Annotated in this window: 14 protein-coding genes; 3 read left to right on the top strand and 11 right to left on the bottom strand. The window is 55.1% G+C overall.

Going from position 1 to position 17475, the window contains the following annotated elements:
* Positions 1–492 precede the first annotated feature (492 nt).
* From ACXADJ_RS00795 to ACXADJ_RS00845, 11 genes are all read right to left on the bottom strand, one after another.
* Positions 493–1272, bottom strand: a complete 780-nt coding sequence (locus ACXADJ_RS00795) for a hypothetical protein (protein WP_475061998.1) — start codon at positions 1270–1272, stop codon at positions 493–495.
* A gap of 434 nt (positions 1273–1706) precedes the next feature.
* Positions 1707–3248, bottom strand: a complete 1542-nt coding sequence (locus ACXADJ_RS00800) for a SpoVR family protein (protein ID WP_475062000.1) — start codon at positions 3246–3248, stop codon at positions 1707–1709.
* Positions 3245–4528: a YeaH/YhbH family protein gene (locus ACXADJ_RS00805; RefSeq protein WP_028294983.1), complete on the bottom strand. Its 1284-nt coding sequence runs from the start codon at positions 4526–4528 to the stop codon at positions 3245–3247. Before ACXADJ_RS00805 ends, ACXADJ_RS00800 begins: the two co-directional genes overlap by 4 nt.
* A gap of 269 nt (positions 4529–4797) precedes the next feature.
* Positions 4798–6720 carry a PrkA family serine protein kinase gene (locus ACXADJ_RS00810; protein ID WP_028294984.1) on the bottom strand — a complete coding sequence of 641 codons (1923 nt, stop codon included), beginning with the start codon at positions 6718–6720 and terminating at the stop codon, positions 4798–4800.
* A gap of 550 nt (positions 6721–7270) precedes the next feature.
* Entirely contained in the window at positions 7271–7600 is a 330-nt protein-coding gene (gene glpE / locus ACXADJ_RS00815; RefSeq protein WP_475062003.1) for a thiosulfate sulfurtransferase GlpE, read from the bottom strand.
* 24 nt (positions 7601–7624) lie between these two features.
* Positions 7625–8446: a symmetrical bis(5'-nucleosyl)-tetraphosphatase gene (locus ACXADJ_RS00820; RefSeq protein ID WP_475062005.1), complete on the bottom strand. Its 822-nt coding sequence runs from the start codon at positions 8444–8446 to the stop codon at positions 7625–7627.
* A 19-nt stretch (positions 8447–8465) separates the two neighbouring features.
* Entirely contained in the window at positions 8466–8843 is a 378-nt protein-coding gene (apaG, locus tag ACXADJ_RS00825) for a Co2+/Mg2+ efflux protein ApaG (protein ID WP_028294987.1), read from the bottom strand.
* Positions 8844–8855: 12 nt separating this feature from the next.
* Entirely contained in the window at positions 8856–9683 is an 828-nt protein-coding gene (rsmA, locus tag ACXADJ_RS00830) for a 16S rRNA (adenine(1518)-N(6)/adenine(1519)-N(6))-dimethyltransferase RsmA (RefSeq protein WP_475062007.1), read from the bottom strand.
* 86 nt (positions 9684–9769) lie between these two features.
* A complete protein-coding gene (pdxA, locus tag ACXADJ_RS00835) occupies positions 9770–10756 on the bottom strand; it encodes a 4-hydroxythreonine-4-phosphate dehydrogenase PdxA (RefSeq protein WP_475062009.1) in 987 nt (328 codons plus the stop codon).
* On the bottom strand, positions 10753–12033 hold the full coding sequence (locus ACXADJ_RS00840) for a peptidylprolyl isomerase (protein ID WP_475062012.1): 1281 nt from the start codon (positions 12031–12033) through the stop codon (positions 10753–10755). The genes pdxA and ACXADJ_RS00840 overlap by 4 nt, the downstream gene beginning before the upstream one ends.
* A complete protein-coding gene (locus ACXADJ_RS00845) occupies positions 12023–14575 on the bottom strand; it encodes an LPS-assembly protein LptD (RefSeq protein ID WP_475062014.1) in 2553 nt (850 codons plus the stop codon). Before ACXADJ_RS00845 ends, ACXADJ_RS00840 begins: the two co-directional genes overlap by 11 nt.
* A 259-nt stretch (positions 14576–14834) precedes the next feature.
* Here ACXADJ_RS00845 and ACXADJ_RS00850 point away from each other — a divergent pair, with 259 nt between their 5' ends.
* The 3 genes from ACXADJ_RS00850 to djlA are packed head-to-tail and all read left to right on the top strand — an operon-like array spanning position 14835 to position 17466.
* Positions 14835–15854 carry an aminoglycoside phosphotransferase family protein gene (locus ACXADJ_RS00850; RefSeq protein WP_475062016.1) on the top strand — a complete coding sequence of 340 codons (1020 nt, stop codon included), beginning with the start codon at positions 14835–14837 and terminating at the stop codon, positions 15852–15854.
* Complete coding sequence (locus ACXADJ_RS00855; protein ID WP_475062018.1) at positions 15851–16675, top strand: nucleotidyltransferase family protein; 825 nt, start codon at positions 15851–15853, stop codon at positions 16673–16675. The genes ACXADJ_RS00850 and ACXADJ_RS00855 overlap by 4 nt, the downstream gene beginning before the upstream one ends.
* Complete coding sequence (gene djlA, locus ACXADJ_RS00860) at positions 16675–17466, top strand: co-chaperone DjlA (RefSeq protein ID WP_036537539.1); 792 nt, start codon at positions 16675–16677, stop codon at positions 17464–17466. Before ACXADJ_RS00855 ends, djlA begins: the two co-directional genes overlap by 1 nt.
* Positions 17467–17475 lie beyond the last annotated feature (9 nt).

The raw sequence follows: 17475 nt of genomic DNA on the forward strand, positions 1-17475 counted from the left end.
AAGCTGATTTGCAGGCCTGACGGGTCAAGTCAAAAATCAGCGACACAGAGTCAGCAATGCCCTGCCATCCCCGTAGGGCGCGGCCTGCAGCCCGCCAGAACGGTGTTGGCGAATTTGAAAAGGACCCGTCATTTCGCTGCATTCGCCGCCTTGTTCTGACAACCTGCAGGACACGCGCAGAGCTGTGCAGAGTTATTCAGAGGGTCCCCCGCGTCCTAGCCAGTACCCACAAACAGCAAACACACCGGCGACCGCCAAAAACGAAACAACAAAGGAAAGCCATTCACTGGCGTTGTGTGGTACATCAATCATTGGACAACTTACTCAATAAAAGGACTATTAAAGAGTAGTTTATCAATATAGGGGTTGCTGAACATCGGTTTAAGGAAATTGGTTTAACGAAGGCAGTAATGTAAAACACCGAGTCCTTTCGGTGTGAGCGAACGAATGAATCTAATTATAATCGATATGAGAATTGTTATCGAACAACTGTTAATTTTTAGTCATTAACAGTTCATATTTATAGGCGATATTTTCCATCTTTTTATAAATAGAATCGGTCGTTACTGAAATGACGTTCGGAACGTATTGTCCGTTCTTATCCAGCTTGAATCCGGCATTGGAAAACTTCCATTGGGATTCAACACGAGCCAGCAGGTTGGTCAGTTCCGGGGTGTTGTGATTGGTTCCCAGCAGAACGGTCAGGTTCTGGTCGAATTGCTGGATGGACTGTTGGAAATCAGCTCGTACTGTATCGGTTTCAACGTTCCAGTACATGGCATAGTAGTCGCGGGCAATCTTCTGGGCCAGGGTGGTTTCTTCTTCAGAAATACGCACCAGCTCGGCATACGGGGAGTCGCTCTCGGCGGCGATGGCGGCAACGCTGTTGTTGCAGGCTTTCAGCAATGCTTCGCTGTGCTTAAGCAGTGTAGCGGCATGCAGTTTGTCCGGCTTGGCCAGCACGTCCATACGGTATTCCTGCCAGAGTTTTGCCAAAGGCTCGACGCTGTGGTTGATGCCGTGCTCGTGAGCAAAATCCATTACCAGATTAATACGCTCTTCAAACAGCGATACGCTTTCATCCAGGTCCTGCATGGCCACTTCCGGGCGGATATCCGCACCAATAGCAAAGTAATCCTTAGCCATACGCTGTGACAGCATACACAAGCTGCCAGCATAAAATTCTGCTTTGGCAGCAGAAATGCTTTCAGCATAAGAAATGGAAGAGAAGGAAAGGGCGGTAATTGCGGTAATGGTTAAAACTCGATTCATTCAGTCGTTGCTCTGGGGTGCTCAAAATTTGGGCGGAAGTATAGTTTGCTACATTTTGTAAATCTACTGAGTTAGGAAAATAATCCATTAAATATGGCTGACTTAAACGCAAAAATATAATTTTTTGTTGGTGGTGGCGTATAACGTCTGATATATAGTCGAAATATAGAGCAATATAATTGCTGGTATGTCGCAATGTCTGATTGTCGATTTGTAAGACAGTTGTGGTCAAAAATTGACCAGTACATGCACTCTGTGAACCTTGCTGAGAAAGGGAAAGCAAGGAAGAGCAAGGAAAAGCAAGGAAAGCCAGTCGAAAGTTAGGCGAAAGAAACGAGCACATGAGTGAAAGTCGTCGTTTTCAGGTGAACCTGCAAACCCCGAGACGGGGAGTGCAGGGTATTGAGCGAATTGCAGCGTTTCTCAGAAGGTCTTTAATCGGCAACCTTCATTTCCGGCACGCTGCGGCGTCCGATCACTTCTCCGTCCTTGACGGTGTCCAGATGAATATCAAAGCCCCACAGCAAGTGCAGGTGCTTCATCACTTCAAACACATCCTGCGACAGCGGTGTGCCATAGTGCATGGTATGACGCAGGGTCAGTGAACGATCACCTTCCAGATCGACAGACCACACCTGAATATTAGGCTCACGCATCGACAGATCATACTGCCGCGCCAGCATTTCCCGTACCTTGCGGTAGCCGTTGTCATTGTGAATGGCCTCTACTTCATAGTGTGAACGTTCGTCATCGTCGTAAATGCTGAACAGGTGGAATTCGCGCATCATGCGTGGCGACAGGAATTGCTGCACAAAGCTTTCGTCCTTGAAGTTCTCCATGGCGAAATGCAGGGTATCGAGCCAGTCCTTGCCGGCAAAATCCGGGAACCACTCGCGGTCTTCATCGGTCGGGTTCTCGCAAATACGCTTGATGTCCTGGAACATGTTGAAGCCCAGCGCATAGGGGTTGATGCCGCTGTAGTAGGGCGAGTCAAAACCGGGCTGGTATACCACGCTGGTGTGCGAGGTAAGAATCTCCATCATAAAGCCGTCGGTCACCTTGCCTTTGTCGTACAGCTCGTTCAGTAAGGTGTAGTGCCAGAAGGTTGCCCAGCCTTCGTTCATTACCTGAGTCTGGCGTTGCGGATAGAAATACTGGGAAATCTTGCGCACGATACGAATGATTTCGCGCTGCCACGGCTTCAGCAGTGGGGCATTTTTCTCAATGAAGTAGAGGATGTTCTCTTGCGGCTCGTCAGGGAATACACGCTTCTTTTGCTCGGAAGCTTCTTCATGGCGGCTTGGTAGTGTGCGCCACAGGTCATTCACCTGTCGCTGTAATATGTCTTCCCGCTCTTGCTGGCGCAGGCGCTCTTCGGCCGCAGAAATAGGGCGAGGACGACGATAGCGGTCGACGCCGTAGTTCTGCAGCGCATGACACGCATCCAGCATCTGCTCAACTTCTTCCTGGCCGTAGCGCTCTTCGCACTTACGCACGTAGTTCTTGGCGAACAGCAGGTAGTCGATGATGGAACTGGCGTCGGTCCAGGTCTTGAACAGGTAGTTACCCTTGAAAAAGGAGTTATGGCCGTAGCAGGCATGGGCGATCACCAGTGCCTGCATTGGCATGGTGTTCTCTTCCATCAGGTAGGCAATACACGGGTCGGAGTTGATCACGATCTCGTAGGCCAGGCCCATCTGGCCACGCTGGTAGTTTTTCTGGGTCGACAGGAACTGTTTGCCGTAGGACCAGTGGTTGTAGCCAATCGGCATGCCCACCGACGAATAGGCGTCCATCATCTGCTCAGCGCTGATGATTTCAATCTGATTCGGGTAGGTATCCAGACGGTACTTGGCGGCGATTTTGGCAATCTCGCTGTCGTACTTTTCCAGCAGCTCAAAGTTCCAGTCGGAATCGGTCGACAGGTAGGTTTTAGCGCGCGGATCGTCTTTGTAGATATCGCTATTGAGACTCATACGGCCTCCTTGTATCGCTCTTTGGCGAACAGTTCGCGGAATACCGGATAAATGTCGCCGGCTCCCCGGATTTGGGCGGTAGCAAATTTGCTGGCGTTGGCTTGTGCCACGCCCTGATAGGCGTACCACAGGGCCTGATGCTCATGCGGCGTGATTTCCACATAGGCAAAATGCTGAATTGCTGGTAGCAGGTTTTCGGACAGAATCTGGGCGCACAGCGGGGAATCGTCGTCCCAGTTGTCGCCGTCGGAAGCCTGTGCAGCGTAGATGTTCCAGTCACCTTCCAGATAACGTTCCTGCACCACCTGATCCATCAGCTTCAGTGCGCTGGAGACAATGGTGCCGCCGGTTTCACGGGAGTAGAAGAACTCTTGTTCGTCCACTTCCTTGGCGCTGGTGTGGTGGCGAATAAAGACGATCTCGATGTGTTCGTAGTTTTTCTCAAGGAACAGGTACAGAAGCAGGTAGAAGCGTTTGGCCAAATCCTTGACGTCCTGAGTCATGGAGCCGGAAACGTCCATCAAACAGAACATCACTGCCTTGCTGGAGGGCATTGGCACCTTGACCTGATTGCGATAACGCAGATCGAGCTCGTCGATGAAGGGCAGCATCTTGAGCTTCTTCTCAAGTTCGGCAATGTCGGCCTTGAGGCCTGCAATGACGCTGTCGTCATCGGGTTTACCAGCGGCAATCAGTTCTTCAATTTGAGCCTGCAATTCCTTGATTTTGCGGCGCTTGCCAGCGCCCATGCCGATGCGACGGGCGTGGGCATTGCGCAAGGATTTCACCACCGACAGGTTGTTGGGTGTACCTTCCGACACAAAGCCTGCCCGGCGGGTCTTGAACTCTTTCGATTGCGACAGCGACTTCTTGATCATGTTGGGCAGTTCCAGGTCATCAAACAGATAATTCAGGAACTCGTCTTTGGTAATAAAAAAGCTGAAGTCATCTTCGCCTTCGCCCTGATTGCTGGCCTGGCCAGAACCTGAGCCGCCGCCGCCACCTTTCGGTTTTTCCAGCTGGTCGCCGGTGTTGAATTCCTTGTTGCCTGGAAATACGCGATGGGATTTGCCACCCTGACCGTGGGTAATCATTGGCTCGTGGGTGTTGCGGGTAGGAATGCTGATTTGCTCACCGCGTTCCATGTCGGTGATGGAACGACGGTTGACGGCGTCCGATACCGCTTCCTTGATGTGGCCGCGATAGCGTTTCAGAAAGCGCTGGCGGTTGACCATGCTTTTGTTTTTGCCGTTTAAACGTCGATCGATAATGTAAGACATCTAGCCTCCTCATGAGGAGCTGAAAGCTACTGCGCTCGGTAATACGGCGTTAATTCTGACTCGCGATGCTCATGTATGACTTATACACTCCGCTCGCTTGCCAGAATTTGCCTTGTCTTACCATCGCTCGTCACGCTTTCTTCCGCCCTCAGTATTGGTAACCCGCACCTGGCGAGTTCTTGATCAATCTTTATAGCGCCTCTGCAAACCTGATTTGGATCGGCAGAGGCGCATTGGTGTTGCTGGTTAATTCCCTTTTTACTCAGGAATTACTGCGACTTACGCACACGCAGGTACCATTCGGCCAGCAGGCGAACCTGTTTCTCGGTGTAGCCACGTTCGGTCATCCGAGCCACGAAGTCGTCGTGTTTCTTCTGATCGTCGTTGGAAGACTTGGCCGAGAAGGAGATTACTGGCAGCAGGTCTTCTGTGTTGGAGAACATCTTCTTCTCGATCACAGAGCGCATTTTTTCGTAAGACTGCCAGCTCGGGTTGTTGCCGTTGTTGTTGGCGCGGGCACGCAGCACGAAGTTGACGATCTCGTTGCGGAAGTCCTTCGGATTGGAGATACCGGCGGATTTCTCGATTTTCTCCAGTTCTTCGTTGATCGACGCACGATCCAGCATTTCGCCGGTTTCCGGATCACGGTATTCCTGATCCTGAATCCAGAAGTCGGCGTAGGTCACGTAACGGTCGAAGATGTTCTGGCCGTATTCGGAGTAGGATTCCAGGTAAGCGGTCTGGATTTCCTTGCCGATAAAGTCGACGTATTCGTGGGCCATGTACTCTTTCAGGTAGTTGAGGTAGCGGTTGTGGGTATCTTCCGGGTACTGCTCCTGTTCGATTGCCTGTTCGAGTACGTACATCAGGTGTACGGGGTTAGCCGCCACTTCAGTGCTGTCGAAGTTGAATACCTTGGACAGAATCTTGAAGGCGAAACGGGTCGAGATACCGGCCATGCCTTCGTCCACACCCGCCGCGTCGCGGTATTCCTGGATCGATTTGGCTTTTGGATCGGTGTCCTTGAGGTTTTCACCGTTGTAGATGCGCATCTTCGAGTACACGCTGGAGTTTTCCGGCTCTTTCAGGCGTGACAGCACGGTGAACTTGGCCAGCATTTTCAGTGTGTCTGGCGCGCATGGGGCATCAGACAACGAGCTGTGTTCCAGCAGTTTTTCGTAGATTTTAACTTCCTCGTTCACACGCAGGCAGTACGGCACCTTGACGATGTATACCCGGTCGAGGAAGGCCTCGTTGTTCTTGTTATTCTTGAAGGCTTGCCATTCTGATTCGTTGGAGTGAGCCAGAATCACGCCTTCAAACGGAATCGCGCCCATGCCTTCGGTACCGTTGTAGTTACCTTCCTGGGTGGCGGTCAGCAGTGGGTGCAGCACCTTGATCGGCGCCTTGAACATTTCGACGAATTCCATCAGGCCCTGGTTGGCACGGCACAGCGCACCGGAGTAGGCGTAGGCGTCCGGATCATCCTGGGAGAAGTCTTCCAGTTTGCGGATGTCGACTTTACCGACCAGCGAGGAAATGTCCTGGTTGTTCTCATCGCCCGGTTCGGTTTTCGCCACGCCGGTCTGATCAAGGATGGACGGATACAGTTTCACCACTTCGAATTTGGAAATATCACCGCCAAATTCGTGCAGGCGTTTGACTGCCCAGGGTGACATCACACGGCCCAGATAGCGCTGCGGAATGCCGAAATCTTCTTCCAGAATCTGGCCGTCTTCCACCGGATCAAACAGGCCTAACGGGCTTTCGAACACCGGTGAGCCTTTGATGGCATAGAAGGGCACTGCCTGCATCAGTTGTTTCAGGCGTTCGGCCAGCGAGGATTTACCACCACCCACCGGGCCCAACAGGTACAGCACCTGCTTGCGTTCTTCGAGGCCCTGGGCGGCGTGGCGGAAATAGGAAACGATGCTCTCAACGGCTTCTTCCATGCCGTAGAACTCGTTGAACGCCGGGTAGCGCTTGATGACTTTGTTGGAAAAAATGCGGGACAGACGCAGGTCTTTCGACGTGTCTACCAATTCCGGTTCACCAATTGCCATGAGCATTCGCTCGGCGGCAGTGGCATAGACGCTCGGGTCTTTCTTGCAGAGCTCGAGGTAGTCTTGCAGGCTCATGACTTCTTGCTGAGTGGCCTGGTAACGATCTTGAAAACGGCTGAATACACTCATTGGTTCACCTCTTCGGCTTGGTAGATAGCAATGTTCGGATGACGTCGGTACTGCGGCGTTCCTCTCGTTCGGGTTGTGGTCAAATCTGTGTCTGTTGATGTCGCTGATGCCTTGGTCTCAGGCAACGCACCGCGTCATTTCTTGTTTGGCTGTGACCGCACTACAAGGTTCAGTCTAGCCTGTGTATCAGTAATAACATTTTTCTGACACCTGTTTGTAATATGCATTGGCCGTGCCGTTTTGCCTTTTGCTGGTTAAAAAACAAACGACCATAACGGGTGTTTGATGAGCTGGCATCGGCTGGCCGGATATCAAGTGTTTGAAATAAAAGAAGAAAAATGCGGGCTTTGGGATGTGTAAAATTTTCAGCGAGGGAGGGAAGGGCCAAAGTTGACCATTTGAATAGTCGACCAAAGTTGGGTGAGGCGGGTTTTTATGACCAAATAGCGCGTTTTTATGGCGCTGAATTATTGTCAGTATTGGCCGACAGTTACTGACCCCTCTCTGTCAGCGTGGGGTCAGAGATGGGTCATGTTGTGCTTTACCCGGATCAATCCTGACCTTGTGCACACAGCTCCGGGAACGACACTTTCCACATTTCGTAGCCGCCATCGAGGCTGTAGGCCTGGTTGTAGCCTTGTTCGGCAAAGAACTGCGCTGCTTGCTGGCTGGAGTTGCCGTGGTAGCAGCAAACGATCAATGGCTGGTCTTTGCTGGTGGCGGCCAGAAATTCCGGCAGGTTGCTGTTGTCGACGTTACGGGAAGCGGTCATATGGCCGGACTGGTAGCTCATGGCATCGCGGATGTCGGCAATGTTGACGTCACCGGCATCGATCATGGCTTTGGCGTCAGCGGGAGAGATTCGGGTAAAGCTGCTCATGGAAAACTCCGGGTAAAGGTAATATCAGGTCGGCGACGCGGCCACCGAAAAGCGTTGTTGGTCTTCCAACCGCAGGGCGGTCAGTCGGCCACCCCAGACACAGCCGGTGTCGAGGGCATGAATCTGAGGTGCACCTGTGTGTCCTTCCAGCGCTGCCCAGTGACCAAAAAGAATGCGGGTAGTCGACGGTGTGGCCGGGTTCATCGGACGAGTGAACCAGGGGGCGAATCCGGCCGGTGCACTTTCCAGACCTTCCTTGGCTTTGAAGTCGAGACGGCACTGGTCATCAACAAAGCGCATTCGGGTCAAATAATTGACGATCAAGCGCCAGCGGTCGATGCCAGCCAAACCATCTTCCCAAACGTCCGGCTTATTGCCGTACATTTGTTCCATCAGGTCGGCGCATTGGTCGCCTTGTAACACCTGTTCAACTTCCGCCGACAGCTGTTTGGCCTGTTGCGGCGTCCATACCGGCGGCAGTCCGGCGTGGCTCATAAACCATTGCTGGTCGTCAGCCAGATGAACCAGCGGGCAATGCCGCAGCCAGTCCATTAACTCATCACGGTCGGGGGCGTTCAGCACATCGTCGATGGTGTCGCTCTTGCTCTTTTTGGGGTTGCCATAATGGCGCGCCAACAAGTGCAGATCGTGGTTGCCCAGCACCGCGACGACGCGATCGCCCTGGGCTTTGGCCCAACGCAGCACCTGCACATTGGCGGGGCCACGATTGACCAAATCACCGGCAAGCCAGATGCGGTCGACGTCGGGGTTGTATTCAATCTGTTCCAGCAGCCGCTGCAGCGGCTCGAAACAGCCTTGAAGGTCGCCAATTGCGTAGGTCGCCATCGAGTCTTGCTGCTCCCAATCAGTTCAGGGCGTTGGTGGAGGCCAACGTGAATACCGGAATCGAGGCGTGGAACAGGGTGCCGTCATCGGCTTCCATGACGTAGTAACCACGCATGCTGCCAACCGGGGTGCTGAGCACCGCTCCGGAGGTGTATTCAAATTCATCATCGGGCTGAATGCAGGGCTGTTCGCCAATCACGCCTTCGCCTTTGACTTCCTGCACATTGCCGTTGCCATTGGTGATGAACCAGTGGCGGGTCCGTAAGGTCACCGCCTGATCGCTTTGGTTGCAGATCCGGATCAGGTAGGAGAACACAAACCGTTCATCCTCCGGGTCTGACTGATCGTCCAGATAGTGCGGCATGGCCGTGATCAGGACGTTGTCGCCGAGTTCCATTTCGGGCTCCTGCTAGTCTTGCTGTTCTTGGGGTTCCTGCTGTTGCAGTTCGTACACTGCGTCGGCAATGGTGACGTATTGTTGCAAGGTCAGAACCTCCGGACGCAGACTGGTATCAATACCCAGGTCGGCCAGCTGATCGGCGGAAATCAGGTTCTTGAGGGTGTTACGGATGGTTTTGCGACGCATGTTAAAGGCTTCGCGCACCACGCGTTCCAGCACCTTCACGTTTTTGGCCTGAACCGGCAGGGTTTCGTACGGAATCATTCGCACAATGGCCGAATCCACTTTCGGTGGTGGATTGAACGAGCCTGGGCCAACAATAAACAGCGGCTCTACCTTGCAGTAGTACTGTGCCATGATGCTGAGGCGGCCGTAGTCGCCATTGCCCGGGACCGCGCCTAAACGCTCAACCACTTCTTTTTGCAGCATAAAGTGCATGTCTTGCACCTGCGCGTGGTGGCTGAGGAAGTGGAAGATCAGCGGCGTTGAGATGTTGTACGGCAGGTTGCCGACAATACGCAGACGCTGACCCGGTTCCAGCAGTTGGCTGAAATCAAACTTCAGCGCATCGCCTTCGTAGATTTTGAATTCCGGGTAGTTGAAAAACTTGGTCCGCAGAATCGGGATCAGATCGCGGTCCAGTTCAACCACGTTGAGCTTGCCGGAGGCTTCCAGCAGCGGTTCGGTCAGGGCACCCATGCCCGGGCCCACTTCCACCAGACAGTCGGTAGGTAGTGGGTGAATGGCACCAACGATCTTGCTGATGATGTACGGATCGTGCAGGAAGTTCTGACCGAAACGTTTTCGGGCTTTGTGCCCATGCATATTGGCTTTCATAGCTTGGCTCTTGCTGGCCCGCCCGTGAGGGCTGGCGGGCTTGGAATTCTTGGGTTCAGGCGCAGGTTCTGCTGTTTGTGTCTGTTTCAGGCGGAACGGCTGCTGGCCATTTGTACGGCGACGTTGATGGCGGTTTGCAGGCTGCCCATATCGGCTTTGCCTGTTCCGGCCAGATCCAGGGCAGTGCCGTGATCCACTGAGGTTCTGATAAAGGGTAGACCCAATGTGATGTTGGCGGCACGGCCAAAACCGTGGAATTTCAGCACGGGCAGGCCCTGATCGTGGTACATCGCCAGCGTGGCATCGGCGTGTTGCAAATGCTTCGGCGTATACAGGGTGTCTGCGGGCAGTGGACCAATCAGGTTCATGCCTTCGCCACGCAACTGCTCCAGCGTCGGAATAATCACATCCAGTTCTTCACGACCCAGGTGGCCATCTTCACCGGCGTGGGGGTTGAGCCCGGCGACCAGAATACGAGGCTGCTGACAGCCAAAGAAGGTTTTCAGGTCGTTGTTCAGGATACGAGTCACGCGCTGGATGCGGTCCGGGGTAATGGCTGCTGGCACGTCTTTCAACGGCAAGTGAGTCGTTACCAGTGCCACGCGCAGGTCTTCAGTGGCCAGCATCATCACCACTTCTTCGATTTCGGCAAAGTCGCGGAAATATTCCGTGTGGCCGCTGAAAGCAACGCCGGCGTCGTTGATCACGCCCTTGTGCACAGGGGCGGTCACGATGGCATCCCAGTCGCCATCCTGACAGCCTTGGGCTGCGTGGGTCAGCGTATCCAGTACGTACTGGCCGTTGGCCGCATTCAAGACACCGGCCTCGGCGCTGGCAGCAAGCCGGACGTCAGCGTAGAACAGCTGCCCCGGTGCGGTTGCCTGTGGCGCTTGTTGCGGGTCGAACTCAATCAACTGCAACGGCAAGCCCAAAAGGCCGGCCCGTTGTTGCAGCAGGGTTGGGTCTGCAATCACGATCAGCTGGTGGTCACTGCCTTGCTGTGCCAGTTGAATGCACAGATCAGGACCGATGCCAGCAGGTTCGCCCGCCGTGATGGCCAGCCGATGGATCATGAACGCTCCTTGATATCTACGTACGCCTCGGAACGGATTTTACGCAACCAGATTGGTAATTCTTCTTCAAAACGACGGCTGTACAGCAGTTGGCGCACCTGGTTGCGTTGTACCTGCTCACCGATGTCGGTTTCGCGGGTGTTTTCCACTTGCAGGATGTGCCAGCCAAACTGGGTTTCAAACGGTGCTGTGATGTGGCCGATTTCGGACTGCTGCATGGTACGGTCAAACTCCGGAACCATGTCGCCCGGGCTGGCCCAGCCGAGATCGCCGCCATTGGCACCGCTGCCTGGATCGTCGCTGTATTCTTTTGCCAGTGCGGCGAAGTCTTCGCCGTTTTGCAGGCGCTCATAAATCGAGGTAATCAGTTCTTCGGCTTGCTGCTTGTTACGCAGTTCGTTCGGGCCGACCAGTATGTGGCGAACCTTGTACTGGGTAATCAGCTGGCTGTTGCCGCCGCGCTTGTCGGTCACCGCCACCAGATGATAACCACTGGAGCTGCGGATCGGGTCGGAGACCTCGCCAACTTTCAGCTTGGGCACAACCGCCGCAAAAATACCCGGCAGCTGGCCTTCTTTACGCCAGCCCAGATCTCCGCCTTTGAGGGCGTTACGGCCATCGGAGGAGGAGATGGCAACGTCTGAGAACCGGGCACCTTCACGAATGCGCTGAGCCAGCGCACGGGCTTTCAATTCGGCTTTCTGCAATTGGCTGGCGTTGGCGTCAGCCGGTACTGATACCAGAATGTGGCCCAGACGGTATTCGGCAGCCGATGCCAGTTTGCCGGCTTCGGATTGCAGGAAGTAATCCACGTCCTTGTCGGTGATCTGAATGGTTTCGCCAACCCGGATACGCTGCAAGCGGCTGGTGATCATTTCGTTTTTGATCTGCTCGCGGGCTGAAGCAAACGGCACGCCTTCGGCTTCCATAGCGTTGCGGAACTGCTCCAGCGACATCTTGTTCTGGGCGGCAATGCGTTGCAGTGCTTCGTTGAGCTGGGCGTCGCTGATACGAATACCAATGCGCTGGGCCATTTGCAGCTGGATGCTTTCTTCCACCAGGCGGTCACGTACCTGCTGCCGCAGCACGTTGTCCGGTGGCAGGTTAGCGTTGCGGTTTTGCAGCTTGACGGTTTCAACCCGCTGATCCAGTTGGCTTTCCATAATCACATCGTCTTCGACGATAACGGCCACCTGGTCGATCAGAACCGGCTTGGCATGGCTGAGGGCGCTGGCCAGTACGGCGGCGCAAGTAAGCAAAATCTTGTTAATAGTCATGATACTGTCGTCTGGTGTAACCCTGAATCGCGTTCTTCAGCGTGGCGTCGGCGCCGCCACCCAATGTGCTGAGTCCCTTGAGCTGAATGCTGAACATGATGCTGTCGCTCTTCTCGGTACTGTATTGAGAATCGTCATCCGCAGTCGGAGAGGTTTCCTTATACATGAGCTGGAAGCGCCAGCAGCAGTTCTGATATTCGAAACCGGCCAGTGACTCCAGAACATTACTTTCCGGACGTCGCTCGCCGGCGTCGTAGTGTTTCATATCCCGCAGTACTCGACCTATCAATGCCCAGCTGTCATTTAACGCCCAGTAGCCATTGACGTCGGCCTGATAGATATCGGTATCAATGCTGCCGCTGTCGGCGTCTTCACTCTGAACCTTGTTGACGGACAAGTTCAACATGCGGTTGGTTTCCGGCCGATAACGAATGCCCAGTCGGCTTTGACGAGCAAAGTTGGCGTAGGAATCCCACTCCAGCGTGTTGTAGATACCCCAATGATTATTGGGGCGCCACTCCAGTTCGGCAATGGTCGAGGAGGTGGCGTGGCTGTCGTTGACTTCATCGGCTTCCAGCTGAACCTTGCGGTCACCGGAGAAGTTGACCCGGCCAATGCTGAAACGCAGCCACTCATCGCCTTCTTCGTCGATGATACGGCTGGTGAAACCGAGGCTGACCTGATCGAGGTCGGCAAGGCGGTCGTAACCGGTGAAGCGGTCGCCGGTAAACAGACTGTCGTAGCTGGTGCTGGTGACCTTGGTATCAAACGCCGGGATTTCGTCCTGACCCAGAATGTAAGGGCTTTTAACCCAGTACAGGCGTGGCTCCAGGGTTTGGGTCTGGTGAGTACCGAACCAGCTCAATGGCCGTTCCAGAAACAGTCCGCTGTCGAGGCTGTAGCGGGCCTGACCGTGCTGCACGGAAGCGTCGACGTTGTAGCTGTCGTCATCGCTGGTCAGCTGGTAGGCGCGGTAGCGGTAGGTGACCGCAGGCTCAATGTAGCTGTAGCTGGTTTGCAGGCGGTAGCCAACGCTGGCATCGGCGACCAGACGCTTGCCGTTGACCGCATCAAGACCACTCAGAGTCTGGGATTCGCCATTGATGCTGGCTTGCTGGTCGCGGCTGAAGTTGCTGGCTTGCAGCAGGGCATCCAGCTGCCACGGACTGCTGCTGGTGAATTCGTTGCTGTAACTCAGGCTCGCCTGTGGCAAACGCTTGTAGGGGCGTTCGGCCAATGAAATGGAATCCGAGATGGTTTGGTAGGCTTCCGCCATCAGGGTGAAGTCGACTCCCTGATTCCAGTAATTGATCTCGCCACGACGCGGCATATGGGTAGAGCGGTCGATCCCGGCGGCAGAGTTGAAATCCGACAGGTAGTCGTTATCGCTGATGTGGTTGTACACCCAGCGGTGGCTCCAGTGTTCGGAAATATCCCCGGCCTGCTGATAGTTAATCAGCCAGCGCTCTTCTTCGGTGCTGGCGTCCTGATTGAGGAAAGCGTAGTTCAGCTCGCCGTCGCCCAGCAAACGGGTTTTGTGACGCAGCTGCGACTCCCACAGCCAGCCGTGCTGGTTAACGTAGTGCGGCGTCAGCGTGGCGTCGAGGTTCTCGGCAAGGTTGAGGTAGAACGGCGTTTTCAGCTCTTGCAAACCAGCGTCGCCGCCCAGTGAGAACGACGGATCAAGAAAGCCGGTGGCACGGCGGTCATCAATCGGGAAGCGGTAATAGGGCAGCCAGAAAACCGGGACATCCATGATTTCCAGACGGGTGTTCCAGGCGCTGCCGACGCCGCGCTGCTGATCCAGATTGATTTCGCTGGCGGCGATTTTCCAATCATTGTGGCCCGGTTCACACCAGGTCACAGTGGCGTTTTCGAGCTTGATGACACCGTCCGAGCGGGTTTGCATCGAGCCTGCGGTACCGCGCATGTGACTGTCGGGCAGAGAATATTCTGCATCTTGCAAGGCCAGTTCGCTGACCGCGTTGCCCTGGCTGTCGTGGTCGCTCTCGTGCTTATAGCTGGCCGAACCGCCATGAATGCTGACGGCGTCGTTTTCTACTTGTACATCGCCCTCGAAGCGGGCGGTTTGCATCCGGGCATCCCAATGGGCGCTATCCGCAGCCAGACGGTTGTTGCTGTAGCGCATATCAACCCGGCCGGACAGATCGGTATTGCCCTGGTTATCCAGCTCAGCCTGGTCGGCTTCGGCAATCAGTTTGCCGTCTGGCAAGGTGCTGAGGGCGGATGATTTATACATGCCGTTGCAGAAATCCGGCAGCGAAGCGGCTTCCTCGGCGCTCAACACTGAACGCGGGTACCAGTTCAGGTACGGTCGCGGCTCGATATTGAGGATCATGTCGTCTGTCGACGGGGTGGTCGTGGACTCGGCTGTGTCAGTCGCGGTCTGATCATTGGCTGAATCGGCATAAGCCGTGTGACTGAACAGCCCGGTAAGGGCGGTTGACAGAATCGCGGCCGCCAGCCGGTTAACCGGACGGGCAGTCAGCGCCGTTGGGCTGGCATCGGTCGTGGTGGCCACGGACTGTGCGCCAGCGCCGTGCCAATCTCGAGAGGCCGACGTTGAAGAGGAAAAAAATGTACTGGTCGGCCTGCTGTGCATGAATGCCCTGATGCGTGTTCGGGTGATGGAGCGATCCGGTTGCGGAACCTTCCAATGCGGGTAAGATCACTGATTCGTCCCCGTTTGGTTTATACCTAAAGTTCCCAGCGCGCAGATGATACGGGGGACGCACAATGCGCGCAATTTTAGTTCGCAAAGAAAAGCATCTGAGGCCAGCATGGACCTGCGATTGGATCGATTGGTTGAGTGGGCGACGCACATTATTCGTCGTGAAGCAGATCTGGCGCTTGATGCCAGTGTTGAGATGGTGTCAGGCGACGCCAGTTTTCGCCGTTATTTCCGCCTGCGAGGCATGGGCCGCAGCTGGATTCTGGTGGATGCACCACCGGAAAAAGAAGACAACCCCCGGTTTATCGCCATTGCCAACGAATGGCGCTCGCACGATGTCACCGTGCCCAGAGTCATCGGCTCCGACATTGAACAGGGTTTTATGCTGCTGGAAGACTTCGGCGACACCTTGCTGTGGGCGGCCTTGCACGAAGACAGCGCCAATGAGGCAACGATTCTGGCGCTGTATCGAGGCGCGATTGAGCAGCTGGTGCACTTGCAGGGCGTTCCCTGTGCCGAGCTGCCAAAATACGACGCCGAGCTGTTGCAAACCGAAATGGCGTTGTTCCGCGACTGGCTTTGCTTGCAGCAACTGGAGCTGGCGCTGAGCGATTCCGAACAGCAAATGCTGACTGACACCTTTGCGTTGTTGCAACGGGAAGCGTTGGCACAGCCGGTGGTGACGGTGCACCGCGATTACCATTCCCGCAACCTGATGGTGCTGGAAGAGGGCAAGCTTGGGGTTATTGATTTTCAGGACGCAGTGGCCGGCCCGGCGACGTACGATTTGGTCTCACTGCTGCGCGACTGCTATGTACGCTGGCCCCAGACCATGGTTGAAGAGCTGATGGCTCATTACTGGGAACTGGCTCGCCCGGCGGGCCGTTACCGTGGCGACTGGACGCAGTTTGTTCGTGATGTCGACCTGATGGGCATGCAACGTCATATCAAGGCCGCCGGTATTTTTGCGCGCCTGAACCTACGCGATGGCAAGCCGACTTATCTGGCCGATGTGCCAAACACCTGTCAGTACCTGGTGGAAGTGTCTGCCCGTTACCCGGAGCTGCAACCTTTCCACGACTGGCTGGCACAACGACTGATTCCGGCATTGGACAAGCTGACCCAATGACTGCAACCGCCTTGCCATACAAAGCCATGATACTGGCCGCCGGTCGCGGTCAGCGCATGGCGCCGTTAACGGACCATTGCCCCAAGCCACTGCTGCCGCTGGCGGGCAAACCACTGATTCAGCATCACATTGAAAAGCTGGTGGCTGCCGGATTCAACGATCTGGTGATAAACCACGCCTGGCTGGGGCAAATGATTGAAGAGGCACTGGGCGATGGCGAATCGCTCGGCTGCCGGATTCAGTATTCGGCGGAATCCGAGGCGCTGGAAACCGCGGGTGGCATACTGAATGCCTTGCCTCTGCTGTGCCGGTCAGAACTGTCCAGGTCAGAGTTGTCCCGGTCAAAGTCATGCCGGTCACAGCAGTACGGGAGGACAGAACCTGAACCATTTTTGCTGATCAATGGCGATGTGTGGACCAACTGGAACTACCAGCAGGCCGCAGACTTGCTGCAAGCCAATATGCTGGGCAGCGACTGTGATGCGCTGCTGTGGCTGGTCGATAACCCGGACCACAACCCGAACGGCGATTTCATTTTAAAAAGCATGCAGGTAATCGACCCCAGTAGCCAGGCGCAGCCGTCTGACCTGGCTTCGCAAGCTCAGGAGCAGGAAGAATGTCTCACGTTTGCGGGAATTTCACTGATTCACCCACGGTTACTGGCAGGCTACGAACCCGGCAAACGCGCGCTTGCGCCTGTGTTGCGCGAGGCCATGGCCAAGGGCCGGGTGGCAGGACGCAAACTGGACGGCCAGTGGGTGGACGTCGGCACACCGCAGCGGTTGCAACAGCTTGAACAACAATTAATGGAGAACGTCTGATGCTATGGATGGGTAAGGCCATGGGCAGCATGCTCGGCCTGATGACCGGTGGACCTTTCGGCGCCATTGTAGGTGCCTTTGTGGGTCACTTGTTCGACCAGAACGTTGAACGCTTTATGGGCGGCAATTTCACCCTGCCAGCGGGAGCGTCAATCAGCCAGACCCGCACGCTGTTTGTCTCGACCCTGTACCGTTGCATGGGGCGGATCGCCAAAACGGACGGCCGTGTCAGTGAAGAAGAAATTGCTGCCGCGACCTTTGTGATGGATCGTATGGCGCTCAAGGGCGAAGCCCGCCAGCAAGCCATTGACTGGTTCCGGGAAGGCAAGCAACCGACCGAAGAAATGGACGCCGACCTTGCCAAGTTGCGGCCGCTGATGAGTGGCCCGATGTCGCAGATGTTTCTCGAAGTGGTGATGACCATTGGCTATGCCGATGGCGAGTTATCAGCACAAGAGTGGGCTTTGATTGAACACCTCTCGAACCGTCTGGGGATCAGTCAGGCGCAAATGCAAGGGGTGAAGGAGCGGATTGAATCGGCCGTGCATCAGTCGCGCAACGGCGGCATGAGCCGCAGTCAGCAACTGGATCAGGCCTACAAAACCCTGGGCGTATCGGCCGATGTGGACGACGATACCCTGAAGAAAACCTACCGTAAGCTGATGTCTCAGAATCATCCGGACAAGCTGGGAGCCAAAGGCGTACCGGACGAAATGATTCGGCTGGCGAAGGAAAAAACCCAGCAAATCCAGCAGGCCTATGCCTTGATCAAAAAGCAGCGAGGCCAGTGATCAGCGGGT

Source organism: Oceanobacter sp. ABM4_470 (assembly GCF_056158645.1).